Annotated in this window: 21 protein-coding genes and 1 other RNA gene; 13 read left to right on the top strand and 9 right to left on the bottom strand. The window is 62.7% G+C overall.

The genetic code is table 11. From position 1 onward, the window contains the following. Nucleotides 1-67 precede the first annotated feature (67 nt). The 6 genes from ffs to WBP07_RS07955 all read left to right on the top strand — a co-directional run bounded on the left by ffs (nt 68) and on the right by WBP07_RS07955 (nt 8,062). An RNA gene (gene ffs / locus WBP07_RS07980) (signal recognition particle sRNA small type) lies at nt 68-162 on the top strand. A gap of 126 nt (nt 163-288) precedes the next feature. Next, nucleotides 289-2,214, top strand: coding sequence for a DNA polymerase III subunit gamma/tau (locus WBP07_RS07975; protein ID WP_395395361.1), 1,926 nt, complete (start codon nt 289-291; stop codon nt 2,212-2,214). Nucleotide 2,215: 1 nt separating this feature from the next. After that, nucleotides 2,216-2,551 (top strand): YbaB/EbfC family nucleoid-associated protein, encoded by a 336-nt coding sequence (locus tag WBP07_RS07970; protein ID WP_395395359.1) that lies wholly within the window; start codon nt 2,216-2,218, stop codon nt 2,549-2,551. A gap of 361 nt (nt 2,552-2,912) precedes the next feature. Continuing rightward, nucleotides 2,913-5,315: an endopeptidase La gene (gene lon, locus WBP07_RS07965; protein WP_395395757.1), complete on the top strand. Its 2,403-nt coding sequence runs from the start codon at nt 2,913-2,915 to the stop codon at nt 5,313-5,315. A 220-nt stretch (nt 5,316-5,535) separates the two neighbouring features. Further along, entirely contained in the window at nt 5,536-6,711 is a 1,176-nt protein-coding gene (locus WBP07_RS07960; RefSeq protein ID WP_395395357.1) for a diguanylate cyclase, read from the top strand. 325 nt (nt 6,712-7,036) lie between these two features. Further along, on the top strand, nt 7,037-8,062 hold the full coding sequence (locus WBP07_RS07955) for an aspartate-semialdehyde dehydrogenase (protein WP_395395756.1): 1,026 nt from the start codon (nt 7,037-7,039) through the stop codon (nt 8,060-8,062). Nucleotides 8,063-8,156: 94 nt separating this feature from the next. On the opposite strand, the gene WBP07_RS07950 is transcribed toward WBP07_RS07955, so the two are convergent. Beyond that, on the bottom strand, nt 8,157-8,408 hold the full coding sequence (locus tag WBP07_RS07950) for a hypothetical protein (RefSeq protein ID WP_395395355.1): 252 nt from the start codon (nt 8,406-8,408) through the stop codon (nt 8,157-8,159). A gap of 151 nt (nt 8,409-8,559) precedes the next feature. Between WBP07_RS07950 and WBP07_RS07945 the strand changes: the two genes are divergently transcribed. From WBP07_RS07945 to WBP07_RS07925, 5 genes are all read left to right on the top strand, one after another. Further along, entirely contained in the window at nt 8,560-9,123 is a 564-nt protein-coding gene (locus WBP07_RS07945) for a DedA family protein (protein WP_395395353.1), read from the top strand. Nucleotides 9,124-9,184: 61 nt separating this feature from the next. Next, nucleotides 9,185-9,721 carry a DUF1993 family protein gene (locus WBP07_RS07940; protein WP_395395351.1) on the top strand — a complete coding sequence of 179 codons (537 nt, stop codon included), beginning with the start codon at nt 9,185-9,187 and terminating at the stop codon, nt 9,719-9,721. Beyond that, nucleotides 9,718-10,164 (top strand): GFA family protein, encoded by a 447-nt coding sequence (locus WBP07_RS07935; protein ID WP_395395349.1) that lies wholly within the window; start codon nt 9,718-9,720, stop codon nt 10,162-10,164. Before WBP07_RS07940 ends, WBP07_RS07935 begins: the two co-directional genes overlap by 4 nt. Nucleotides 10,165-10,258: 94 nt before the next feature. Then, nucleotides 10,259-10,957 carry an alpha/beta fold hydrolase gene (locus tag WBP07_RS07930; protein WP_395395755.1) on the top strand — a complete coding sequence of 233 codons (699 nt, stop codon included), beginning with the start codon at nt 10,259-10,261 and terminating at the stop codon, nt 10,955-10,957. A 286-nt stretch (nt 10,958-11,243) separates the two neighbouring features. After that, nucleotides 11,244-13,082: a M2 family metallopeptidase gene (locus WBP07_RS07925; protein WP_395395347.1), complete on the top strand. Its 1,839-nt coding sequence runs from the start codon at nt 11,244-11,246 to the stop codon at nt 13,080-13,082. Nucleotides 13,083-13,151: 69 nt separating this feature from the next. Here the strand turns inward: WBP07_RS07925 and WBP07_RS07920 are convergent, their stop codons facing one another. The 7 genes from WBP07_RS07920 to rpsF all read right to left on the bottom strand — a co-directional run bounded on the left by WBP07_RS07920 (nt 13,152) and on the right by rpsF (nt 20,373). Beyond that, entirely contained in the window at nt 13,152-13,553 is a 402-nt protein-coding gene (locus WBP07_RS07920) for a hypothetical protein (RefSeq protein WP_395395345.1), read from the bottom strand. A gap of 219 nt (nt 13,554-13,772) precedes the next feature. Next, nucleotides 13,773-16,589 (bottom strand): TonB-dependent receptor, encoded by a 2,817-nt coding sequence (locus WBP07_RS07915; RefSeq protein ID WP_395395343.1) that lies wholly within the window; start codon nt 16,587-16,589, stop codon nt 13,773-13,775. Nucleotides 16,590-17,108: 519 nt separating this feature from the next. Continuing rightward, nucleotides 17,109-18,539: an AMP nucleosidase gene (locus WBP07_RS07910; protein ID WP_395395341.1), complete on the bottom strand. Its 1,431-nt coding sequence runs from the start codon at nt 18,537-18,539 to the stop codon at nt 17,109-17,111. A gap of 37 nt (nt 18,540-18,576) precedes the next feature. Beyond that, on the bottom strand, nt 18,577-19,083 hold the full coding sequence (locus WBP07_RS07905) for a GNAT family N-acetyltransferase (protein ID WP_395395339.1): 507 nt from the start codon (nt 19,081-19,083) through the stop codon (nt 18,577-18,579). A gap of 86 nt (nt 19,084-19,169) precedes the next feature. Further along, nucleotides 19,170-19,766, bottom strand: a complete 597-nt coding sequence (gene rplI, locus WBP07_RS07900; protein WP_395395337.1) for a 50S ribosomal protein L9 — start codon at nt 19,764-19,766, stop codon at nt 19,170-19,172. Nucleotides 19,767-19,780: 14 nt separating this feature from the next. Next, on the bottom strand, nt 19,781-20,005 hold the full coding sequence (gene rpsR / locus WBP07_RS07895) for a 30S ribosomal protein S18 (protein ID WP_021232952.1): 225 nt from the start codon (nt 20,003-20,005) through the stop codon (nt 19,781-19,783). Between the two features lie 5 nt (nt 20,006-20,010). Further along, nucleotides 20,011-20,373: a 30S ribosomal protein S6 gene (gene rpsF, locus WBP07_RS07890; protein WP_395333951.1), complete on the bottom strand. Its 363-nt coding sequence runs from the start codon at nt 20,371-20,373 to the stop codon at nt 20,011-20,013. Between the two features lie 549 nt (nt 20,374-20,922). Here rpsF and WBP07_RS07885 point away from each other — a divergent pair. Together WBP07_RS07885 and WBP07_RS07880 are read left to right on the top strand one after the other, a co-directional pair. Beyond that, the gene (locus WBP07_RS07885) at nt 20,923-21,861 is read left to right on the top strand and encodes a cupin-like domain-containing protein (RefSeq protein WP_395395335.1); all 939 of its coding nucleotides are present in this window, start codon (nt 20,923-20,925) and stop codon (nt 21,859-21,861) included. Between the two features lie 142 nt (nt 21,862-22,003). Continuing rightward, a complete protein-coding gene (locus tag WBP07_RS07880; protein WP_395395333.1) occupies nt 22,004-22,972 on the top strand; it encodes a transferrin-binding protein-like solute binding protein in 969 nt (322 codons plus the stop codon). Between the two features lie 15 nt (nt 22,973-22,987). On the opposite strand, the gene WBP07_RS07875 is transcribed toward WBP07_RS07880, so the two are convergent. Continuing rightward, nucleotides 22,988-24,223: a polyhydroxyalkanoate depolymerase gene (locus tag WBP07_RS07875; protein WP_395395331.1), complete on the bottom strand. Its 1,236-nt coding sequence runs from the start codon at nt 24,221-24,223 to the stop codon at nt 22,988-22,990. Between the last annotated feature and the right edge of the window lie 81 nt (nt 24,224-24,304).

The raw sequence follows: 24,304 nt of genomic DNA, 5'->3' as shown, positions 1-24,304 counted from the left end.
TCCGGCCGATGCGATTTTCCTGCGCTGCAGGGCTGGACAAACCGTCACGCCGCCGCCATATGCCCGGCCGGGAGTCGGGTGGACGTTTGCGTTCGCCAACTTGGTCAGGTCCGGAAGGAAGCAGCCACAACGGATTGCGGCGGGTCGCTCGGCTCCTTTTTCACACATCGCGAAATTCCCCCTTGGAGGGGCCCAATGCCGCCGGATCGCGGCATTTTTTGTGCGCGGCTGTGGAGCAAATCGCTTTCCTCCTGACATTCTCGCCCCCAGCCCCTAGTTTGGCCGGCGATGGACGATTCACGCGACATGTTCGGCGACAGCCCGCCCTGGAACGAAGGGGACGAGGAAGAGGCCGCACCGACTTCGGCCGAAATGGAAGCCGCCGGTCAGGTGTCGATGTTCGGTGATCCCGAGCCGACGCCTGAACCTGAGCCTGAAACTGCGGAAGAAGCTGCGCCCGAACCGGAAGCGGAGCCTGTACCCGAACCCGTTGCTCCGAAGGCTGAGACTGCACCGGTTGCAGCGCCGCCGCCGGCTCCGGCCGCACCCAAGGCTGCCGCACCTGCGGCACCCGCCGCGCAGCCCTACCGCGTGCTGGCGCGCAAGTACCGTCCGCAGAGCTTCGGCGAACTGATCGGGCAGGAGGCGATGGTCCAGACCCTGGCCAACGCCATCAAGCGCGATCGGCTGGCCCATGCCTTCCTGATGACCGGCGTGCGCGGGGTGGGCAAGACCTCCACCGCGCGCCTGATCGCCAAGGCACTCAACTGCATCGGCCCGGACGGACAGGGCGGTCCCACCATCGATCCTTGCGGCCAGTGCGAGCCGTGCCGGGCGATTGCCGAAGGCCGCCATATCGACGTGATCGAGATGGACGCCGCCTCGCACACCGGCGTCGACGACGTGCGCGAGATTATCGAGGCCGTGCGCTACGCCGCCGTCTCGGCGCGCTACAAGATCTACATCATCGACGAAGTCCACATGCTGTCTCGCAATGCATTCAATGCCTTGCTGAAGACTCTTGAGGAACCGCCTGCGCATGTGAAGTTCCTCTTCGCAACAACCGAGGTGGACAAACTGCCGGTCACGGTGCTGTCGCGCTGCCAGCGTTTCGACTTGCGCCGTATTCCCGCGCCGATGCTGGCGGAGCACTTCGCCAAGGTCTGCGGCCTAGAAGGCGTGGAGGCCGAGGGCGAGGCACTGGCGATGGTCGCCGCCGCTGCCGAAGGGTCGGTGCGTGACGGTCTTTCGATTCTCGACCAGGCGATCGCGCATGCCGATCTGGACGGTGAAGGCCAGGTCCGCGCCGAGACGGTGCGGGATATGCTGGGCCTGTCCGACAAGAGCGTGCAGCGCAATGTCATCGCCGCGATCCTCGACGGCAAGGGGCAGGATCTGCTGGAGCTTGTGGCGCACCAGTTCGCACTGGGCGTGGAACCTATCGCGATCCTGCGCGGGCTGATGGACCTGATTCACCGTGTTGCCGTGGCGCAAGTCGCCGGTTCTGCACATGACGTCCATTCGGCGGAGGAGCGTGCGGCGATCGAGGGCTGGGCCAAGGCGCTGAAAGCCGGGCAGGTTCATCGTATCTGGCAGCTTCTGCTGAAGGGGCATGACGAAGTGAAGTCCGCGCCCGATCCGTTGGTGGCGGCGCAGATGGCGCTGCTGCGGATCATGCACGCGGCGGACATGCCCGATCCGGGCTCGCTGGTGAAGAAGCTGGAAGACCTGGCTGCGCGTGCGCCGATGGCCGCGCCTGCCGCCGATGGCGCGCCTGCGCCGGCTGGCTCCGCGCCGGCCGCCGTCGCTTCGCCCGCGATGACGACCAAGCGCTGGGAAGAACTGGTCGAGGATGTCGAGCATGCGGGCGAACTGTCCACCGCGAACACCATGCGCATGCAGGTTCGCGTGGTCGAACTGGGGGCAAGTCTGCTCCGTTATTCGCAGCCGCCGGGCTTCAGCGAGGATATTGCGGGTGTCCTGCGCGCCAGCCTGTCCAAGGCCACCGGCGAACGCTGGGAAGTGTTCAAGGTCAGCGAAGAGGGCTCGCCGACGCTCGTCGAACTGGCCGAAGCCAGGAAAAACGCCGATAGCGATGCGGTAAACCAGCATCCGCTGGTGGTGGCGACCAAGGCCGCGTTCCCGCAGGCCGAAGTGATCGAGGATGAACGCCCGCTTGCCGTTGGCGGCGGTGCGCGCAATTGGAGACGTTGAGATGAAGTCCATGGAAGAGATGATCCAGGCGGCGCAGCAGGCCGCCGAGACCATCCAGAAGCAGATGAACGAGACCCAGAACAAGCTGGATTCGCTGGAAGTCGAAGGGCTTTCGGGCGGTGGTCTCGTCAAGATCCGCTGCTCGGCCAAGGGCCGTGTCATTGGCGTGGCGATCGATGACAGCCTGATGGTTCCGGGTGAGAAGCAGATGCTGGAGGACCTCGTCGCCGCCGCCTACAACGACGCGCGCGTCAAGGCGGACTCGGTCGCGAACGAGGAACTGGCCAAGGCCCAGCAGGGCATGGGCCTGCCGCCGGGCTTCAAGCTGCCGTTCTGATCTGGCGCCACGGTCCGCGGATTTACGTACCGCGGACCGTGGCCAGATCATGATTGATAGCGCCCCGGGAGCGTGTCGCGATTGTTGCGCGGCCGTTCGCGGGGCGTCGTCTTTTGGCGGGTTCGATGGTGCCGCTGCAGTGCCGGGCGGCGGGGCGTCCCATTTCCGGAACACCTTTTCGCTGCGAAACTTTACCTTCGTTGCGAAATTTCTACCGGGTAAATAAGGATTACCGTGGAGGCGAAAGGCAAGCGCTTCCACAGTCTTTCGCGGCTATTCCATTGCGTGTTTCGCGATTGACCCCATATCTATCGCCAATGGCTGGGAGTCCGAAAGGGCTTCCGCTCGTATAGAATTGGATATGCTCTTGAACCTGCTTCCGTTGCTGCCTCTGCGCGATATCGTCGTGTTTCCCGGCATGGTCGTCCCGTTGTTCGTCGGTCGCGAGAAATCGGTGGCCGCGTTGGAAGCGGCGATGGCGGGAGAGAAGGATATTTTCCTGCTCGCCCAGCTCGACCCCGGCTGTGACGATCCCGAGCGTGACGACCTTTACGATACCGGCGTGATCGCCAGCGTCCTGCAACTGCTCAAGCTGCCCGATGGCACCGTCCGCGTGCTGGTCGAAGGGCAGGAGCGCGCGCGCCTGAGCAGCCTTCAGGCCGAGCAGAGCGCCGAGGGCGAGATGCTGGTCGCCGAAGTCGAGCGGATCGATGCCGAGACCGCCGAGGGCACAGAAGTCTCCGCGATGATGCGCTCCGTCGTCGAACAGTTCGGCGAATATGCGAAGCTCAACAAGAAGCTGTCGCAGGATGCCGGCGAACAGCTTGGCGATATCGACGATGCCGCGCGCCTGGCCGATACCGTGGCCGCGCAGCTTTCGGCCAAGGTGGCCGACAAGCAGGCCGTGTTGTCCGAACCCGATCCGCTGAAGCGGCTTGAGATGGTCTATTCCTTCATGGAAGGCGAACTCGGCGTGCTTCAGGTGGAGCGCAAGATCCGTGGCCGCGTGAAGCGGCAGATGGAAAAGACCCAGCGCGAATATTACCTGAACGAACAGCTCAAGGCGATCCAGTCGGAGCTGGGCGGCAGCGATGGCGAAGAAGCCAACGAACTGGCCGAGCTTCAGGAAAAGATCGAAAAGACCAAGCTCTCCAAGGAAGCGCGCGAAAAGGCGACCGCCGAACTGAAGAAGCTGAAGTCGATGCAGCCGATGAGCGCCGAGGCGACCGTCGTGCGTAACTATCTGGACGTGCTGCTGGGCCTGCCCTGGGGCAAGAAGAGCAAGCTGAAGCGCGACATTTCCGAAGCGCAGACGGTGCTCGATGCCGATCATTATGCGCTCGACAAGGTCAAGGACCGTATCGTCGAGTATCTGGCCGTGCAGGCCCGCACCAACAAGCTGAAGGGGCCGATCCTGTGCCTCGTCGGTCCTCCGGGCGTCGGTAAGACCTCGCTCGGCAAGTCGATCGCCAAGGCGACCGGGCGCGAATTCATTCGCCAGTCGCTAGGCGGTGTGCGGGACGAGGCCGAGATTCGCGGCCACCGCCGCACCTACATCGGCTCGCTGCCGGGCAAGATCGTGACGAACCTGCGCAAGTCGGGCAAGTCTAACCCGCTGTTCCTGCTCGACGAGATCGACAAGCTGGGTCAGGACTTCCGCGGTGATCCGGCTTCGGCATTGCTCGAAGTGCTCGATCCCGAACAGAACGCGAAGTTCCAGGATCACTACCTGGAACTGGACATCGACCTGTCGGACGTGATGTTCGTCTGCACGGCGAACAGCCTGAACCTGCCGCAGCCGCTGCTGGACCGCATGGAGATCATCCGCCTCGAAGGTTACACCGAGGACGAGAAGGTCGAGATCGCGGAACGGCACCTGGTCCGCAAGCAGGTGGAGGCGCATGGCCTGAAGAAGGGTGAGTTCACCCTGACGCAGGGCGGCCTTCGCGACCTGATCCGCTACTACACGCGTGAAGCCGGCGTGCGTACGCTGGAGCGTGAGATCGCCAAGCTGGCGCGCAAGTCGCTCCGCCAGATCCTTGAGGGCAAGACCAAGGAAGTGGTGATCACGCCTGAAAACCTGGCCGATTTCGCCGGTGTGCGGAAGTTCCGTCACGGCGTGGGCGAGGAAGAGCATCAGGTGGGCGCCGTTACCGGCCTCGCCTGGACCGAAGTGGGCGGCGAATTGCTGACGATCGAAAGCGTGACCGTGCCCGGCAAGGGGGCGATCAAGGCGACCGGCAAGCTGGGCGAAGTGATGAACGAGTCGATCCAGACCGCGTTCAGCTTCGTGCGCGCCCGCTCGCCCGCCTATGGCATCAAGCCTTCGGTCTTCAACAAGAAGGACATCCACATCCACCTGCCCGAAGGCGCGGTGCCCAAGGATGGGCCCTCGGCCGGTATCGGCATGGTCACTTCGATCGTCTCGACCCTGACCGGCGTTCCGGTGCGCAAGGACGTTGCCATGACGGGCGAAGTCACGCTGCGCGGCCGCGTGCTGCCGATCGGCGGATTGAAGGAGAAGCTGCTGGCGGCGCTGCGTGGCGGCATCACCACGGTGCTGATCCCGGAAGAGAACCGCAAGGACCTGGCCGAGATTCCCGAAAACGTGAAGCAGGGGCTGGAGATCATCCCGGTCAGCCATGTCGACGAAGTGCTGGCGAAGGCGCTGGTCGATTCGTTGACCGCGATCGAGTGGACCGAGGCAGACGAATTGGCCGCCGCTCCGCCGCAGACCCCGGCGCCGTCGGCCACCGCGCACTGAGCGGACTGAATCACTGAAAGGAAAAAGGGCGTCGGTTGTGCCGGCGCCCTTTTTCTTTGGCCGATCGATTTTTTCGAAGCGGGTGAAGTTCTTGCAGGCCGGGAGCCGGGGAAGTCGGCTTTCGCGGCGGGATGCGGTCATTAATTGATGGGAAATTTCCAGATTGCAGGTAAAGGGCCGCCTATCTTCGGTACCTGCGATGCGGTTTGATCTCCCCACTTTGTACTTCCTTGCCATAGGCACCTTGGCGCTCAGTGCGGTCATGACGCTTTGGGAGCGTCACGCCCGGCCGATGCGCAGGAAGGAGCTTGGCGTGCTTGCCGCCGGCTATGCGGTGCTGGCGGCCGGATGCGCATTGGCGATGGGGCGCAGCTTGTTCGCCGGATACCTTGGTGCAGGCCTGGCCAACATGGTGGTGATGGCCGGATACCTCCTGATTTTTCAGGGCGCGGCTCGCCTGGCCGGGCGCAGGCGCGGCAGGATTTCGCTGGCAATTCTGGCTTTTCAGGCGCTGATCTGGATCGCCGTCGGCGATCGCTGGCAAGGGATCATCTGGAACTATCTCAGCGCATTTCCCATCGCACTGGTCAGCGGCCTGACAGCATGGGAACTGTGGTCGAACGATCGTTTCCGTCCCCTCCGATCGCACCGGATCGCGGTGGGCTTCGCAGCCATGCACTGCCTCTTCTATCTGGGAAGGGTGTGTGTGCTTCCCCTGACGGTTCAGAGTTTCGGGCCGCAGCTGCTTGCGATCTCCAGCGTCTTCACGATGTACGAAGGCGTGCTGTACTCGGTGGGCTTGCCGATGGCGCTGATGGCGCTTGTGCGGGAGGAAGCACACGACCTGCTGCTGCAAACCTCGCGCACAGATTACCTGACCGGTCTGGGTAACCGTCGCTGGTTCTTCGAAGAGGCCGAGCGCCATATTGACGATGCGCCCGAAGATGCGGGCACCTTTCTGCTGGCCTTCGATCTCGATCACTTCAAGGTCATCAACGATCGGTTTGGCCACGCGACCGGTGATGCGGTGCTCAAGCGGTTTGCGGGCTTCGTCCGGCGCGTTGTCGGGCGGGACGCAATTCTAGCGCGAATCGGCGGTGAGGAATTTGCGGCCTTGCTGTCCTGCAAGACCGACGCGGCGGCTTTGGCGATCGCGCAGCGCGTGGTGAGCGGATTTGCGGAAATGGTCGTCGATCGGGCCGACGGGGCGGATGTCCGGGCGACGGTCAGTATCGGCATTGCCGAACTGGGGTGCGATGGCAACGACCTTGCGGCTCTTCTGTCGGCCGCCGATGCGGCGCTGTACAAGGCGAAACTGGGCGGCCGCAACCGGGTCGTTTCTGCAGAGCGCCCGCCCACCGAAGGGATAGCTCGCGGTATTCAGGCGCGGCGTTAGAGTTCCAGGGCAGGGACAGGCCTTCGTCAGCGGGCCGTTGGACTCCGGTTGGTGGTCGATATCCTTCTGAAAACGCCAGCCGTTCCGGCGCAGGAAGGACGCGCCCTTGGCTTGCCTGAACCGGGCCAGGATGGCGAGGCAGTGTCGTCCGCATGACGGTTATTCCGTTTCTCCATCCGCGTTGAAACGGTAATTTTCGGTCGAAATACAATCTCTATGCGCAAGCGGTTTGCGCAGTCTCTTGCCATGCCGCCACTCTGCCTGTAACGGGCCGCTTCCCGCGCCGCGTTCTTGCCGCGTGGGGATTTGCATGAAGGATCTTGAAATGGGTTACCGGGTTGCCGTCGTCGGCGCGACCGGAAATGTCGGCCGCGAAATGCTCAACATCCTCGCCGAGCGTGAGTTTCCCTGCGATGAGATCGCAGCGGTAGCTTCGTCGCGTTCGACCGGGACCGAGATTGAATTCGGCGAAACCGGCAAAATGCTCAAAGTAAAGAACATCGAGCACTTCGATTTCACCGGTTGGGATATTGCGCTGTTCGCCGCGGGTTCCGAGCCGACGAAGATTTACGCGCCGAAGGCCGCTGCCGCGGGCTGCGTCGTGATCGACAACTCGTCGCTCTATCGCATGGACCCGGACGTGCCGCTGATCGTGCCGGAAGTGAACCCGGAAGCGATCGACGGTTACAAGGCGCGCAACATCATCGCCAACCCCAACTGCTCCACCGCGCAGATGGTCGTGGCGCTGAAGCCGTTGCACGACAAGGCGACGATCAAGCGCGTGGTCGTATCGACCTACCAGTCGGTTTCCGGCGCGGGCAAGGCGGGTCTGGACGAACTGTTCGAACAGAGCCGTGCGATCTTCGTGGGCGACCAGGTCGAAAAGCGCAAGTTCACCAAGCAGATCGCCTTCAACGTGATCCCGCACATCGACGTCTTTCTTGACGATGGTTCCACCAAGGAAGAGTGGAAGATGATCGTCGAGACCAAGAAGATCCTCGATCCCAAGATCAAGGTGCAGGCCACTTGCGTGCGCGTGCCGGTCTTCGTGGGCCACTCGGAATCGCTGAACATCGAGTTCGAGAACGAGATCTCGGCCGAGGAAGCGCAGGACATCCTTCGCGAGGCGCCGGGCATCATGCTCGTCGACAAGCGTGAGGACGGTGGTTACGTCACCCCGATCGAAGCCGTGGGCGACAGCGCCACTTACGTCAGCCGCGTGCGCGAGGACCCGACCGTCGAGAACGGCCTGGCGCTGTGGTGCGTTTCCGACAACCTGCGCAAGGGCGCCGCGCTGAACGCGGTGCAGATCGCCGAACTGCTGGGCCGCCGTCACCTCAAGAAGGGCTGATGCGGCAGGCTTCGGCCTGAACCGAACACGAAAAGGGTCCGCGAGGCACATGCTTCGCGGACCCTTTTCGTTTTCCGGCTGTTCAGGTGTCTTGTCAGCCTGGGGACAAGCCGGCGCGGTGCCATCGAACCGCCCGCTCTTCGTTGACGGGGGCCGCCGCGGCCGGAGAGATCAGCAGGCGCTGGATCATGACCGTTCCGTCGCGCGGGGTGTCGCAGGTCTTGTGGTCTGCCTGGCCCGGCGCCAGCACGGCCATCAAGGCGACGGGCAGGTCATCACCCGGCGCGAAACTGGCGAGCGAAAGTCCTATCCCTGTCGTGGCAGCAAGCTTGAGAGAACGCATCATGGCGAAACTCTATGGATTGCGGTTGCGTTATCCATTTCTACCAAGTCTGGTGAAGGCCATCAACAGAAACGCGCTGCAAAGGGAAAGGCGGTTACTTCATGTTTTTCCATCGCGACCATGGGGAGCGGGTGCGGCGCGGGAGATTGCGTGAATGAACGTTGAGCATCTGATCGCACAATATGGTCTAGCGGCGCTGTTCCTGGGGGCGGGATTCGAAGGAGAAACGGTCACCGTGATCGGCGGCCTGATGGCGCATCGCGGGTTACTGGCATTCTGGCCGGCGGTGATGGTGGCTTCGGCGGGATCGTTCGTGGCGGATCAGCTGTTCTTCATGATCGGGCGGCGGTTCCGCGGGCACGGACTGGTCCGCAAGGCGCAGGCGAAACCCGCTTTCGCCAAGGCGCTTGAGACCTTCGAACGCTACCCGGTGGCCTTCACGTTTTCCTTCCGGTTCCTTTACGGGTTGCGCACGGTCAGCCCGATGGCGATCGGCACAACAAGGCTGGCGGCATCGAAATTCGTTGCCATCAATGCGGTGGCGGCGGCGGTGTGGGGGCTGGTTTTCGTTTCGCTCGGCTACTGGTGCGGGCAGGCGATGCAGGCGATGTTCGGCCGCATCCATGCGTTGGAACCGCTGATCGGCGGCGTCGTCGCGGCGGCGGTGGTGATTGGCATCGCGGTCCATTTCGTGCTCAAGCGCCGCCAAGGTGGATGACGGCTTGTTCCGGCGGCGTCGCGGTTCCATCTAGGTCTCCCAGCACGAGAGGGAGGTCCCCATGTCCGATATCGATGCCGCGCCGGCGCTGAAGCTGATCGCCAGCCGCCTGAAGACTTTGTCCGCCATGCTCGACAAGGCCGAAGGCCTGTGGGTGGGGCGGGATCTGGACGCGCTCGCCGCCGCACGCGTCGCGCCGGACATGCATCCGCTGGCCTGGCAGATCGCCGCCACGGCGACCCAATCGGAACTGTTCCTCGGCTGGTGCCGGGGCGAGGATCGGCCCAATTCCGTAACCGCGCCCAGTGGCTGGGGCGAGGCCCGGGCGCTGCTTGCCAAGGCGCTTGCCGATGTGGAGGCAGCCGGTACGGCGCAGCATGGCATGCCGGAGAAGCGCCATATCCGCCTGGAGGCCATCGGCATGTGCCTGGACCTTCCGGGCCAGCGCTATCTGGACGACTGGATCCTGCCCAACCTCTACTTCCATCTGATCACGGCTTACGCGATCCTCAGGATGCAGGGGCTGGAGTTCGGCAAGGCGGACTTCATGGCGCATGTTGCCGGAGACATTCGCCCCATCGCCCCGTTGCCGGCATGACGCAGGTGATGACGGGCGGCTGCCAATGCGGCCGCATCCGCTACACGGCGGAGGTCGATCCGGAGAAGGCCTATCTCTGCCACTGCAAGATGTGCCGCCGGGCCACCGGGAACGTCTCCACCGCGTTCATCAATCCGCCGCTCGACAAAGTGACGTGGCATCACGAGCCGGACTGGTATCAGTCCTCCCCCATCGCACGGCGGCCGTTCTGTTCGCATTGCGGTACGCCGCTGGGGTTCGCGTTCCTGGAAGGCGCGACGAACATCGACCTGACGGTGGGCAGTTTCGACGATCCCACGCCGTTCCGGCCCGAACACAACTACGCGACGGAATCCCTGCTGCCGGCATGGGCTGACGTAACGCATCTGCCCGGCTACACGAGCGCCGAGAATCCCAATGTGATCGATCGCTGGAAGGCGGCCGGCATGGAGCCGCCCGAATGATCGATCGCCCCGTAAAGCAGGCGAATTGGCAGTGAGCGAAGCGAAGACCGAATATCTGGAAGGTTATGCGGGCACCCGGCTGGCGGTGCATGTCATGGGCGATCACGGCGCGCGGCCGCTGCTGCTGCTCCATGGGCTGTTCTCCAGCGCAGACGTGAATTGGATCAAGTATGGCAATGCGAAGATCCTGGCAGATGCCGGGTTCGAGGTGTTCATGCCCGATTTGCGCGCGCACGGGCAGAGCGGGGCGCCGCACGATGCCGATGCCTACCCGGGCGACGTGCTGGTGCGCGATCTGAAGGCGACGGTGGAGCAGCTTGGGCTTTCCGATTTCGACCTCGGCGGTTTCTCGCTGGGCGCGCGTACTGCGGTGCGCGGCGTGCTGGCAGGGCTCACACCGCGCAAGCTGATCCTGGGCGGCATGGGGCTGACCGGTCTATCCGGCTGGGCGCGGCGTTCGGCACATTTCGTGGACGCTATTGACCGTTTCGGCAGCATCGAGCGGGGCGACAAGGCGTTCGTTGCGCAGGCTTTCATGAAGTCCATGAAGATCGACCGGGTGGCCGCGCGGCTGCTGCTGCAATCGGTGGACGATACGCCCGCCGATGCCATCGCGCAGATTGCGATGTCGACGCTCTGCGTTTGCGGCAAGGACGATCATGACAATGGCTCCGCGCCGGAACTGGCGGCGGCGCTGCCCGATGGGCACTATGTCGAGACGCCGGGCAATCACATGTCCTCGGTGACGTTCAAGGACATGGGCCGGGCCATGGCGGCGTTCCTGCTGGATTGAGGGCGAGGGGGGGAACTCTCCCCTGCCTCCATAAAACCCGTCATCCCCGCGCAGGCGGGGATCCCGCTTGTTTTTGCGGACGTAGCGCGAAGGAAGCGGGCCCCCGCCTTCGCGGGGGCGACGATGATTTGTAGGCGGGGAGGGGGCGCCCGCGACAAAGCATCTCGCGTAAGATTGTATGCCCGCCGGGAAATTATCCGGCATCCGTAGCCCTACACGGTTGATCTCGCGGCAGGCACGGCTAGTCTCCGGCGGCATCAGAACATACGAAGAGGGCACCCCCCACATGAAATTCGCAACCACGGCGCGTGCGGCGCTGGCCGCCGGGCTTTGCTTCGGCCTTGCCGTTCCGGCGTTCGCCGAAGAAGCCAAGACCGATTACCCGGTCACCGCCGCCGGCGCCGCGCAGTTCATCGCCGATGCCGAGAAGGACCTGTTCCCCGCCTCGGTCGACAATGCTCGCGCCAACTGGGTGAACTACACCTACATCACCGATGATACCGACGCGCTGGCGGCGCAGTCGAACGCGGCGATCACCGAGAAGCAGGTGGCCTACGCGGTCGATGCCGCGAAGTTCGCGAACATTCCGAACCTCGATCCCGACGTTGCCCGCAAGCTTTCCATCTTGCGCCAGGGCATCGTTCTGCCTGCGCCGACCAAGCTGGGTGCAGCGGATGAGCTGAGCACGATCTCCACCCGCCTTGCCTCCACCTATGGCAAGGGTCGCGGCACGCTGGACGGCAAGGAAATCAACGGCTCCGACATCGAGGCCGCTATGGGCGATCTGTCGCACACCCCGGCCGAATTCGCAGAGATGTGGACCAGCTGGCACAACAATGTCGGCGCGCCGATGAAGGGCGATTACGTCAAGATGGTCGGCATCGCCAACCAGGGCGCTAAAGAACTCGGCTATGCCGACGTTGGCGCGATGTGGCGTTCGGGCTACGACATGTCGCCGGAGCAGTTCTCCGCCGAAACCCAGCGCCTGTGGGAAGAAGTGAAGCCGCTGTATCTCGCGCTGCACACGTACGTCCGCCACAAGCTCAATGAGAAGTACGGCGATGCCGTGCAGCCCAAGACCGGCCCGATCCGCGCCGACTTGTTGGGCAACATGTGGGCGCAGGAATGGGGCAACGTCTATCCGCTGGTGGCTCCGGCCGGTGCGGGCGATCTTGGCTATGACATCGGCGCGCTGCTGAAGGCCAAGGGCAAGACGCCCATCGACATGGTGAAGTATGGTGAGGGCTTCTATTCCTCGCTCGGCTTCGCGCCGCTGCCGGAGACGTTCTGGAAGCGCTCGATGATCACCAAGCCGGCCGATCGCGAAGTGATCTGCCACGCGTCGGCTTGGGATATCGACAACAAGGACGATATCCGCATCAAGATGTGCACCAAGGTGAATTCGGAGGACTTCGTCACCATTCACCACGAACTGGGCCACAACTACTACCAGCGCGCCTACAACCAGCAGCCCTACCTCTACCTCAACGGCGCCAACGACGGGTTCCACGAGGCGATTGGCGACTTCATCGCGCTGTCGATTACGCCGCAGTACCTCGTGCAGATTGGGCTGCTCGATAAGGACAAGGTACCCAGCGCCGACAAGGATATCGGCCTGCTGCTGCGCCAGGCGATGGACAAGGTGGCGTTCCTGCCGTTCGGCCTGCTGGTGGACCGCTATCGCTGGGGCATCTTCGACGGTTCGATCCAGCCGGCGGACTACAACAAGGCCTGGACCAAGATGCGCCTGGACTATCAGGGCATCGTGCCGCCTTCGGCCCGTCCTGACGACGCTTTCGACGCGGGCGCCAAGTTCCACGTGCCGGGCAACACCCCCTACACGCGCTACTTCCTGGCGCGCATCTTCCAGTTCCAGTTCTACGAAGCCGCGTGCAAGCAGGCCGGCTGGAAGGGCCCGCTCCACCGCTGCAGCTTCTACGGCAACAAGAAGGTGGGCGAGAATCTGGACCGCATGCTGAAGATGGGCATGTCCAAGCCCTGGCCGGAAGCGCTGAAAGCCTTCACCGGCAGCGACAAGCTGAGCGCCAAGCCGATGCTGGCCTACTTCGCGCCGCTGCAGAAGTGGCTGGACGAACAGAACAAGGGCGAGAAGGCCGGCTGGTAACGGCCAGATCGCCCGATTGCCGGAATGAAAAGGGGGCTCTCCGCCACTAGGTGGAGGGCCCCTTTCTTTTTACTGAAGCCCGGGCATCCACTTCGGCGGATTGTCGCTGGCGGCGGCGTTGGTCAGCGATCCGATCCACAGCGACTTGTGCCCGGAACGCGGCAGAATATGCCCGGAAAAGCTGAATGTGACGAAGCGCGGATGCTTGGCTAGCAGCGCGGCAAGCGCCCCGTTGGCATCGCGCGAGAGTTCGAAGCGATTGCGGCCGGTATGATCGTCGCAACCGGGCGCCTGGAGCGACAGGCCATCGACGCCGGCCACCAGCACGCCCTGTCCCTGAACGGGCCCCGATGTGGAGGTGTTGACGTTCCAGCAGGCCCCAAGGTTTGTGGCGGGCTTCAGTTCGGAACAGCCACCGGCTGTCAGCAGAAGCGCAGGGGCAAGAAAAAGTCCGGCACGGGCAGCTTTCATAAGCAGTTTTGTCCTCTTCCCAACTCATCGGCCAACTTTCGCGGCCGTTCTTTTTTGGAGAGGATGACTTGCCTTGCCCCATCTGGCAACCGGGCCGATCGAAAACGGACTTCCAGAGCACTGGCGATGATGGTCGCTCGCTGCGCTCATGCGAACCGAGGCTGATTTTCCAAGGAAAAAGGGAGCCGGTTTGACCCGGCCCCCTTTCCCGTGACGAAATCAGAAATCGACAGTGATGCCGGTGAAGAAAGTCCGGCCGTAGACGTCGTAGGTCGTCGGGTAGGTGTTGGCCTGTTCCTGGTTGTCGCCAAGGATCGGCGGCTTGCGGTTGAACATGTTGTTCATGCCGATGTTCCAGGTGAAGCGCTTGGAGATGTCGAAGCTCGCGGTGGCGTCGAAATAATCGTAGGCCTTGATGCGTTCCACGGCATAGGGGGTCGAAGCATCGTCGTCCTTCACCGGGGAGAGGTGACGCCAGGCGAGGGAGAGGGTGACATCCTCGGTCGCCCAGGTGACGCGGCCGTTGATCCGCCACTTCGCATAGACGTTGCTGCACAGCAGGCCGAACTTGCCGGCGCAGTCCACCACGATGTCCGACAGGGCGGCGATCGGCTTGAACGTCCAGTTGATCAGGCGCGTGCCGCTTAGGCGCAAATTGAGCTTGCTGGAATCGTTCTGACCGAATGCCAGCGGGATCGTGTATTGCGCGTCGAAGTCGATACCGTCCGTCTTCACGCCGCCCGAATTGGAGAGGTTGTCGACGGCACCCGTGATCGCATAGCTGTTGCTGTCACGCGGCAGCAGCGAGCAATAGCTGGTGTCATACGGCGTGTAGCCATTGTCCTTGGTGCCATAGCATGCGGAAATGATGTTAGCGGTACCGGCGGCAGTGATGAAGTTGTCGATCTTGATGTGGTAGTAATCGACCGTGAGCGACAGGCCCGGAATCGCCTGCGGCTGGATGATCGCGCCGAAGGTATAGGTGTTGGCCGTCTCTTCGCGCAGCTTGGTGTTGCCACCGTTGGAGCTGTCGATCTGGCTGTCGCTGAAGTCGGACCCGATTGAAGACGCCGGAACACCGGCGGCGACGCAGCTTGCGATCAGGCTGGAGGTGGCGGTGACATCGGGGTCCGAACAGGGATCCGATGCGGCTTCGAAGTTCTGTGCGCTGCCGCTATAGAGATCGTTGACCGTAGGGGCACGCACCGCACGCGAGAACTGGGCGCGCAGGCTGATGTCCTTGATCGGCGCCCAGACGAGGCCGGCCGAGAACGTGCCCACCGACTTGGCCGCCGTCGAATAGTACGAATAACGGGCCGCGCCGTTGAATTCGAGGCGCTCGATGAACGGCTTGTCGGCGATCAGCGGCACGTCGAGTTCTGCGAACAGTTCCTTGACGTTGTAGCCGCCAGAGGTCGGCTCGGAAGCATTGAAGCCGATCACGTCACCCGACGCGAGCGCTTCGTCCGGGTTGAACGAGCCGTGTTCGCTACGGTATTCGCCGCCGATGGCCAGGCCCGCCGGGCCGGCGCCGAGGTCGAACAGGTTGTTGTTGGTGATGGCGCCGCTGACGACCTTTTCGGTGATGGTCGAGCGGTTGACGGTGTCGATGGAGATGAAGTCGGCGGCGGCCTGGCTGATGTTGCCCGCGCCGAAGATGTTCAGCGGGACGCAACCGTTGCTGGTGTCGGAGCAGACCAGGTTGCCGGAGCTGTCGTACGTGGTCAGCAGGGCCTGCTGCACGCGGCTGGCCGAAACGTTGCCGTACTGGTGTTCGACCCGCTTGGTACGGGCGAAGCTGGCGTAGATGTCATAGTTCCAGTCGCCGCTGATCTGTCCACGCGCGCCGACCAGGCCGCGATAGGCCTTGCTGTCGAGCTTGGAGATGCGGTCGCCCACTTCGGTGAGGCGGCGGTAGACGCTGGCCGAGGTATAGCCGTCGCCGTCCGTATCCTTGCCCGCCAGCAGCGCCTGACTGTCTGCGGACAGGAACGAGGAATCGGTGTCGAGCAGATAAGTGCCGGTCAGCGGGGTCGGAGCCAGCTGGTTGGCCACCTTGTTGTGGATGTACTGGCCTTCCGCATAGAGCGTCAGGTGATCGCTGACGTCGAAGTGGGCCTGGCCGAACAGAAGAGCGCGCTTCTGCGGCACCTGGAGGTAGTTCTCGGAGGCGTAGTTGTAGGCATCGGCCGACGAATCGTAGACCGAATAGCTGCCGTCCTGACCGAACTTGTAGGTGTCGCGGTCGTTGATGGCGATGCGGCCGGCGGGAATCGTGTCAGATCCACCTGCGGCAAGATAGCTGGCGCCATCGGCCGTCGTCGCATCTGTCTGGGTAACTGCGGTATAGCCGCGGGCAGACTGCTTGATCGCTTTGCGCTGCGAATAGTCGCCATAGAGCGTGATGTTGCCGCGTCCATCGGCGAAATTCTTGCCGACCAGCAGGCCGCCATTGTACTGGCCGCCATCGCCCCGACCGCTGATGCGGTAGTTGGCGTTGGCCTGAACGCCGTCGAAATCCTGCTTCGTAACGAAGTTGACCACGCCGCTCACCGCGTCGGACCCGTAGACGGCGGACTTGCCGCCGGTCACCACGTCGACGCGCTCGATCAGCGCGGTCGGGATCGTGTTCAGGTCGACGATCTGGTTGGTATCAAACGACACATAGCGGTGGCCGTTGACCAGGATCAGCGTACGCTCGGCACCCAGGCCGCGCAGATCTGCCGTGGCGACGCCGCCGCCCGGATTGTTTGACGCTGAGGTCGTGCCCGGCAGCACCTGCGGCAGGTCCTTCAGGATGTTCTCGACGTTGACCTGGCCAGTCAGCTTCATCTCCTGCGCGGAGACGGCCATGATCGGTGCGGCCTGTTCGAGATTGGCATTGTGCAGGCGTGAGCCGGTGACGACGATGGCGGGTGCGGCCTCGCTGTCGGTATCGCTGCCGGAAGTGGCGGCGGTATCTTGGGCCTGTGCTGCGACCGGCAGACCCATGAGGAGCGTGGACGCCAGGAGAAGGCGCTTCATCTCGGATGTCATTGTTAACTCCCTATTGCGGATCCCGACGCGGGAGAGGGTGTGCGCGTCGAAATCAGGCCGCTGATGTGCGGGGGAGTTCTGCGGTTGTCATGCAGGATTAATAGTAATGTTCGATTGAATCGGGTGGAGTTGTAGAATCGCCACAACTATTACTTATGATGAAAAGTATATGCAAATTTAAGGAAATGTCGTGAAATTCAATTGAAATCGGATTTCATGAATTTTTCAACGGATTCTATTCTCGGAAGTAGCTGTTGCGTATAGCGAAATCAAGCTTGAAAATATCACTTGCAGCGTCTGGGTTGTAATTTGATGCCTTCTGAATGCTTGGTGTCGTAGCGTTAGTTGCGTGGAAGGCGTTGATGCGGTGTTTGCGCGGCGCGGTCGCCGGCCGTCGGCGCCCTGCACCCATGCCAAGGGGGACGGGCGGGGCGGGCAAGAACATAAGAAAAGCCGCCGCCTTCGGCATGAAGGCGGCGGCTTTCTTTCGGATCGACGGGTGGGCCGATCGGCTTGCGATCAGCGGAACGGCGGCTCGTTGAAGGCGCGCAGCTTGCGGCTGTGCAGGCGCTCACCCTCCGCGCGCAGCAGGTCGCAGGCCTGGAGGCCGATCTTCAGGTGGCTGGCGATCGCTTCCTCGTAGAAGCGGTTGGCCTGGCCCGGCAGCTTCAGTTCGCCATGGATCGGCTTATCCGAAACGCAGAGCAGCGTGCCGTAGGGAACGCGGAAGCGGTACCCCTGCGCGCTGATGGTGGCGCTTTCCATGTCGATGCCGATCGCGCGGCTGAGGCTGAAGCGATGCGCGGATTCGGTGTAGCGCAGTTCCCAGTTGCGATCGTCGGTGGTGACGATGGTGCCCGTGCGCATGCGCTTCTTGAGATTGGCGCCGCCTTCGCCGCTGACCGATTCCGCAGCACTGGCCAGAGCCTGCTGCACTTCGGCGATCGCGGGCAGCGGGATTTCCGGCGGCAGCACGTGGTCAAGTACATGGTCGTCGCGCAGGTAAGCGTGGGCGAGCACGTAGTCACCGATGCGCTGACCCTCGCGCAGGCCGCCGCAGTGGCCGATCATCAGCCAGACTTCCGGACGGATCACCGCCAGGTGGTCGGTAATGGTCTTCGCGTTGGAGGGGCCGACGCCGATGTTGACCAGCGTGATGCCCGACTTGTCCGGCCGGATCAGGTGATAGGCCGGCATCTGGTGGCGGCGCCAGGCGGTGTCAGACAGGCGTTCGCGCGCATTGTCGACCGGGGCATCGAGGTAGAGGCCGCCGGCGCCCGAAAGCGCGGTATAGCCATCGGTGCCGATCTGCTTGCCGGCCCAGTCCACGAACTCGTCCACGTAACGGTGGTAGTTGGTGAACAGGATGAAGCGCTGGCAGTGCTCCACGCTGGTGCCGGTATAGTGCTGCAGGCGGGCGAGGCTGAAGTCGGTACGCAACCCGTCGAACAGCGCCAGCGGTATCGGGCCGTCCTGCGGCTGCATGAAGATGCCGTCCGCGATCTCGTCGCCGATCATCGCCAGTTCGGTGGTCGGGAAATGCGCGGCCAGTTCCTGCGGCGTCACGCTGCCCATGCCGATGCCGTCCAGCACGTAGGGGAACGGAATCTCCTGCGTGGAGCGGCTCACCTCGATCGCGATCTCGTAGTCTTCATGGAGAAGGCCGAGCTGTTCCTGCAGATAGTCTGCAAACAGCCGGGGGCGCGTGATCGTGGTGACGTACGTGCCCGCATCGTTCAGGCGTCCGAACGAGCGGCTGTAGAACGAGCCGCGCTCGACGCCGCTGTAGGTGATGCGCAGTTCCGGATAGCTCCAGGCGCGCGTATCGCGGCGATCTGCGGGGGGGAGGGTGCCGTTCTCGACGAAGGCAGCGATGTCGGCCTTCAGAGTGGTGACGGCGGTTTCATATACGCGGACCAGTTCCGCGATTGCGTTTTCTATCGTTTCCATCGCCCACACTTACGCGATTCGTGTTGCAGTGCAATAGTCACTGCCCAAGTGTGCGGGAGAGGTAGGTTACCGTTTTGCCATTCTCCAGCAGCGCCTCGCCAACGGGTTCGAAGCCGAGCGCCCGATGGAACATTTCGCTGACGGGGTTGGGCGGATCGGAGTTTACCTCGCAAACCACGCAGTCGTGACCGGCGAGGCGCGCCTGCTCGAACAAGTGCGTGTAGAGCCTGCGGGCAAGCCCGCGTCCGCGTGCGTGGGGCGCGGTGACAATGCGATCGACATAAACGAAGCGCGGGTATCGCGCGCGAAACCATTGGAAATTGGCGCTGTCGTAGTCGGCATCTTGATCGAAGGCGATCAGGGCTGCGTCCAGATTTCCCAGCCGGGCGGCCACGAAGGCGCGCTCCACCAGCATCGCCATGCGCGCCTCGTCGGCGAGCGAGAGTTCCACGGCGTGGGCATTGTTGAGCGCCAGCAGCGCCGCGCGCAGATCGGCGTCGGCCGTGTAGCCGGCGCGCAGGTCGGTCGGGGTATCGGTCATCATCGGGTCCGCCGGAAAGAGAAAAGCCCCCGCTCCGCGAGGGAGCGAGGGCCTTTCGAAACGCTTGGTCAAGCCAGCGAAAGGGAAGCTCAGGCTTCCTCTTCGCCTTCAACCGCAGCTTCTTCAACCGCGATTTCACCGGGTTCGGCGTTCGGGTCGTAAGCTTCGGTGAAGCCCGAGACGTCCTGTTCGAACATCGCGGCCATGACGTCGACGCCCTGCGACTGCAGGTCGGCTTCGTCGGGCGAGCGAGCGACGTTCACCTTGACGGTGACGGACACTTCGGGGTGCAGGCTGACGCGGACGTCGAACACGCCGATCGTCTTGATCGGGCGTTCGAGAACGATCATCTGCTTGGACACTTCTGCGCCTTCGGCGTTCAGGGCGTCGACGATGTCGCGCACGGAAACCGAACCGTACAGCTGGCCCGAGTTCGACGAGGCGCGGATCAGGACGACCTGCTTGCCTTCGACGTTGCCGGAGTGGGCTTCGGCAGCCGAACGACGCTCAGCGTTGTCCGATTCGATCTTCGCGCGGTTGGCTTCGAAGACCTTCTTGTTCTTCTCGTTGGCGCGCAGCGCCTTCTTGTTGGGCAGCAGGTAGTTACGTGCGTAACCGTCCTTGACGGAAACGACGTCGCCGATTGCGCCCAGCTTTTCGATGCGCTCGAGGAGGATGATATCCATGAGGTTCGTCCTCCTTACTTGACGATATAGGGCAGGAGGCCGATGTGCCGGGCGCGCTTGATCGCCTGGCTCAGCTCACGCTGCTTCTTTGCGGAAACCGCGGTGATGCGGCTGGGGACGATCTTGCCACGCTCGGACATGAAGCCCTGGAGCAGACGAACGTCCTTGTAATCGATGGCCGGAGCGTTCTTGCCCGAGAACGGGCAGGACTTGCGGCGACGGAAGAATGCACGTGCCATGGAAATCAGTTCCCTTCACGTTCGCGACGGCGAGTACGCTCGCGGTCGGTCTTGCGCATCATGACCGAGGGGCCACCTTCATGCTCGTCGACGCGGACGGTCATCCAGCGGATGATGTCTTCGTTGATCGAGGTCTGACGCTCGAGCTCGGCGACGACGTCGCCCGAAGCTTCGATGTTCAGCATCACGAAGTGCGCCTTGCGGTTGCGCTTGATCTTGTAGGCGAGATTCTTGAGGCCCCAGGTCTCGGTCTTGGTGACCTTGCCCTGGTTCGACTCGACGATCTCGGTAGCGGTGGCGGCAAGCGCATCGACTTGCGCCTGGCTGAGGTCCTGGCGCGCCAGGAACACGTGCTCATAAAGAGCCACGGCAGCTTCCTTTTCTCTAATCTAACCGATCGCTGGCTTGTCCGCGGGATTGCGGGGCCCCTCCGGCTTTCGTCCTTTCCGCCACGCTGTACGCGTTGACGGAAGGCGCGCCCTTATGCGGACCGGCCGGGGAATGCAAGGGGATTCGGGGCATTCGGCCGGACTATATGATTGCCGCCAGTTACTATTAGCCGTGACCCGATGGTCTGATCCGTCCGCCATTACAACTACATCGTTGCTCCCGCGAAGGCGGGGGGCGCTTTTCCTCGCTCGGGCTGGGACGCGGGGGCTGGGGAGAGATGTAGGCGCGCTCGCTCCGGCAAGAAAACGGGATCCCCGCCTTCGCGGGATGAGGGAAAGTGGTGGCGCGAAGTGTGTGTATGAACCAGCGGGGTGTGGAGTAGTGCGCCAACGGAAGTCGGAATTTGGCGGAATTTCCTCCAATGCCGGCCGCGTATACATCCGGGCTATTGCCATTCGCCCGCAATAGTGGCCTGCAAGTTGGCAGCGCTTTCAATCCGGCCCGTTCGCGCCGACAGGAGACTTCGAATGGCAGGCGGAAACGACAAGCTCGATGCGGCGCTGAAGGCGATCGGCCTTGGCGGGCTCGACACGCCGCGCCCCTATACCGGCGGTCCGCGCGCCGCAGCGCCGGCGGCGCAATTGCCCGAAGCCACCGTGGCCGCGCGGCGGGACTGGATCATGCAAGTTCAGGAGCGGCAAAGGAGTTTGTCGATGAACGCCAGCGCACTGATGCGATGCCGCGACCTGCCGGGGCAGGCCTTCCTCGATCATTTCTACGCGCCGGGTCGGCCCGTGGTGATAGAAGGTGCCATCGCCGACTGGCCGGCTCTAACGAGGTGGACGCCGGATTATCTGGCGAAGACGGTCGGCACGGCAGAGATCGAATACCAGGGCGGCCGCAATGAAGCCGCCGACTTCGAACTCGCCAAGGATCGCCACAAGCGCCGCATGGCGTTCGACGCTTTCATGGCGATGATCGCGGCGGGGCTGGGCAACGATGCCTATATCACCGCCTATAACAGCGCGACCAATGCGGCCGCCTTCGCGCCGCTGATGACCGACGTTTCGCCGATCTCCGAATATTTGACGCCGGAACCCGGCATGCTATGGGTGGGGCCGGAGGGCACGTTCACGCCGCTGCATTTCGATCTCACCAACAACTTGCTGATCCAGATCGCCGGTCGCAAGCACGTGCGCATGGTGCCGCCCTCGCAAACGCGGCTGCTCTACAACCATCGCCACGTCTTCAGCGCCGTGCATGACCTCGACGATCCGGCAAACCTAGCCGCCCATCCGCTAGCGAAGCAGGTGGCGAGCTACGACGTGACGCTGTCGCCGGGAGACATGCTCTATATTCCGATCGGCTGGTGGCATCAGGTCCGCTCGCTGGACTTCAGCGTGATGATGACCTGCACGAACTTCCGCTGGCCCAACCTGGGGCATGAGGAATTTCCGGAAGGCTAGTTAGTTTGCTTGGTTGGGCTCTGTTGCTTTTGACGGTATGATGCGTTGATCAGGGAATCGAGCCGATACTGGACAAGTAAAATTTAATTTGGATCGAGTCGGCGGCAGGATTAGGAAGACCCCAATTATATTTGGGGGCTGCATGAAGCGTTTGTTTTTTTGTTCGGCCGTTTTGTTTGTAAGCGGCATGGTTTCTGGCTGCGGTGGAGGTGACAGTGTCGCCAGCACAGGAACGCCGCCCACCGTCGCCACCGTACCCGCTCCAACAGGCGCAGTTGTGAACGCTACACTCGATGGGCCGCTGAAGAGCGAAACTTTCAACGCACTTTCAACACGTTATACTGGTGTTAGTACATCCAGCGGCGTGCAGAACACGGTTGTTTCGGGTCCGAGTACAAACGCTACGGTTAGCTATGACGCGGCGACCAACAGCTATCACCTCTCCAGTCCAGGCACTTCCGCCAGCGGACAATCGCCCGATGCGGTGATTGCCGATGTAGTCCAGCCAGATTTCACCGAAGCAAGCTCGTCTCCGTGCACGAGCGGGACCTGCTCGGCGGCTGCAATATCGCGACGGGGAGACGACGGTGTAAGATCGAGTGGTTTCGTATATACATACGTGGCTTATGGTCGGTGGTTCTCCTCGGCACCGACGGGCAGCGGTACGGCCGAGACGATGAACGCCGCGGTCTTTGGTGCGACGACTCCCGCCAATGCAATTCCGACCAGCGGCACCGCGTCATACACGTTGGATGTCAACGGCCAGGAATTGACCGGGCCTCTCGGGACTTCAGGTGGCCACAACATCGTACCCAGTTACTCGGGCAACGGAACTGCTGCCTTTGATTTTGGTGCGGGCACGTTTTCAATGAACGGGTCCATGAATTCGATCCCGAACTATCCGGATAGCGTGACGTTTTCTGCTTCCGGCAAGCTGTCTTCAGGGGCAAATGGATATGCTGGAACATTCAGTTTTAATGATGCCGGCGCGTTCAAGGGATCTGTTGGCGGATGGTTTTTCGGGCCTCAGGCTCAGGAAATGGGGGCTGTATTTTCTGCCAGCGCATCCGACGGACGGGTGGCCGTAGGAACGATAGTCGGCCACAAGTAGGCCTGCCATATAATCTCAGCTGACCGCCAGCACCAGATTGCGGACTTGCGGATAGACCTGCGTTTCCCAGCGCGATCCGGCGAAGAGGCCGTAGTGGCCGACGCCGGGTTGCAGGTGGTGGCGTTTCAGGTGCGGCCGCAGGCTTGAGCAGAGGAAGTGCGCCGCTGCCGTCTGGCCCACCGCGCAGATATCGTCGCGCTCGCCCTCGACCGTGAGGAGGGCGGTCTTGCGGATCGCGCCGCAATCCACCTTGCGGCCGCGATGTTCCAGTTCGCCTTTGGCTAGCAGCGCGCGCTGGAAAACCTTGTCGATGGTTTCCAGATAGAACTCCGCCGTCAGGTCGAGCACGGCGAGATATTCCTCGTAAAACGTCTCGATCTTGTCGGCGTCGGCCTGCCGGTCGTCCGCCAGCGCTTGATAGAGCTTGCGGAACTGGCCGAAGTGCCGGCCCATGTTCATCGACATGAAGGCGGTGAGCTGGATGAAGCCGGGATAGACCTTGCGCCCCGCGCCCTTGTGGCGCCACGGCACTTCCTGGATCATCGTATCCTCGAACCAGCTGAACGGATGCTCGGTGGCGAGTTCGTTGACGCTGGTGGGGCTTTCGCGCGTGTCGATCGGCCCGCCCATCAGCGTCATCGATCGCGGCTGACAGGGATCGTCGTCCTGCGCCATCAGCGCCACCGCGGCCAGCACCGGAACGCAGGGCTGGCAGACGGCAAGCACGTGGGCACCACGCTTTTGGGCGGGATCGCCAAGGTCCTGAAGGAAGTGAATCACGTAATCGACGAAATCGTCGAAACCGAAGTCGCCCTCGCTCAAGGGAATGTCGCGGGCGTTCTTCCAGTCGGTGATGTAGACGTCATGGTCGCTCAGCAGTGTGAACACGGTATCGCGCAGCAACGTGGAGTAGTGGCCGGACAGCGGAGCGACGACCAGCATCTTCGGTTGCGGCACTGCAACATCGTCCTTCGCGAAGTGCAGCAGGTTGCCGAAAGGCATGTCGATCACGACTTCCTCTCGCACGGCCACTTCGCGATTGCCGCTCATCACTGATGTGATGCCGTAGGAGGGGCGCTTGTGGGTGATCGTGGCTTTCTCGAACGTTTCCGCCAGCGCGAAAAACCGGCGCATCCACGGCATTTCGTGGGCACCGCCCAGGTAATCGTCGCGCAGGGCAACCGTGTTTCGTGCGGCCCAGCGCGGCAGTTCGAGCAGGTCCGAATAAGTCTGGTACGCCTGATAGAGCATGCGCGGTCTGTTCCCTGCGACGGTTCGACGCGCGATTCGCCATGGCATGCAATCGGCGCTGGATTCATGCTGCGCTGCATC

Origin of the sequence: Novosphingobium oxfordense (assembly GCF_044029435.1) — a bacterium.
In the GTDB taxonomy this organism is placed as follows: domain Bacteria; phylum Pseudomonadota; class Alphaproteobacteria; order Sphingomonadales; family Sphingomonadaceae; genus Novosphingobium.
This window is presented reverse-complemented; position numbering and strand designations above follow the sequence as displayed.

Bases quoted from the DNA above. Each gene is read 5' to 3' on its own strand.
- WBP07_RS07970 (WP_395395359.1), top strand. From the start codon at position 2,216: ATGAAGTCCATGGAAGAGATGATCCAGGCGGCGCAGCAGGCCGCCGAG.
- WBP07_RS07920 (WP_395395345.1), bottom strand. From the start codon at position 13,553: ATGAAAGCTGCCCGTGCCGGACTTTTTCTTGCCCCTGCGCTTCTGCTG.
- WBP07_RS07975 (WP_395395361.1), top strand. From the start codon at position 289: ATGGACGATTCACGCGACATGTTCGGCGACAGCCCGCCCTGGAACGAA.
- WBP07_RS07930 (WP_395395755.1), top strand. From the start codon at position 10,259: ATGGGCGATCACGGCGCGCGGCCGCTGCTGCTGCTCCATGGGCTGTTC.
- WBP07_RS07885 (WP_395395335.1), top strand. From the start codon at position 20,923: ATGGCAGGCGGAAACGACAAGCTCGATGCGGCGCTGAAGGCGATCGGC.
- WBP07_RS07880 (WP_395395333.1), top strand. From the start codon at position 22,004: ATGAAGCGTTTGTTTTTTTGTTCGGCCGTTTTGTTTGTAAGCGGCATG.
- WBP07_RS07935 (WP_395395349.1), top strand. From the start codon at position 9,718: ATGACGCAGGTGATGACGGGCGGCTGCCAATGCGGCCGCATCCGCTAC.
- WBP07_RS07915 (WP_395395343.1), bottom strand. From the start codon at position 16,589: ATGACATCCGAGATGAAGCGCCTTCTCCTGGCGTCCACGCTCCTCATG.
- rplI (WP_395395337.1), bottom strand. From the start codon at position 19,766: ATGGATATCATCCTCCTCGAGCGCATCGAAAAGCTGGGCGCAATCGGC.
- WBP07_RS07950 (WP_395395355.1), bottom strand. From the start codon at position 8,408: ATGATGCGTTCTCTCAAGCTTGCTGCCACGACAGGGATAGGACTTTCG.
- WBP07_RS07945 (WP_395395353.1), top strand. From the start codon at position 8,560: ATGAACGTTGAGCATCTGATCGCACAATATGGTCTAGCGGCGCTGTTC.
- WBP07_RS07940 (WP_395395351.1), top strand. From the start codon at position 9,185: ATGTCCGATATCGATGCCGCGCCGGCGCTGAAGCTGATCGCCAGCCGC.
- rpsR (WP_021232952.1), bottom strand. From the start codon at position 20,005: ATGGCACGTGCATTCTTCCGTCGCCGCAAGTCCTGCCCGTTCTCGGGC.
- WBP07_RS07905 (WP_395395339.1), bottom strand. From the start codon at position 19,083: ATGATGACCGATACCCCGACCGACCTGCGCGCCGGCTACACGGCCGAC.
- lon (WP_395395757.1), top strand. From the start codon at position 2,913: ATGCTCTTGAACCTGCTTCCGTTGCTGCCTCTGCGCGATATCGTCGTG.
- WBP07_RS07955 (WP_395395756.1), top strand. From the start codon at position 7,037: ATGGGTTACCGGGTTGCCGTCGTCGGCGCGACCGGAAATGTCGGCCGC.
- WBP07_RS07910 (WP_395395341.1), bottom strand. From the start codon at position 18,539: ATGGAAACGATAGAAAACGCAATCGCGGAACTGGTCCGCGTATATGAA.
- WBP07_RS07925 (WP_395395347.1), top strand. From the start codon at position 11,244: ATGAAATTCGCAACCACGGCGCGTGCGGCGCTGGCCGCCGGGCTTTGC.
- WBP07_RS07875 (WP_395395331.1), bottom strand. From the start codon at position 24,223: ATGCTCTATCAGGCGTACCAGACTTATTCGGACCTGCTCGAACTGCCG.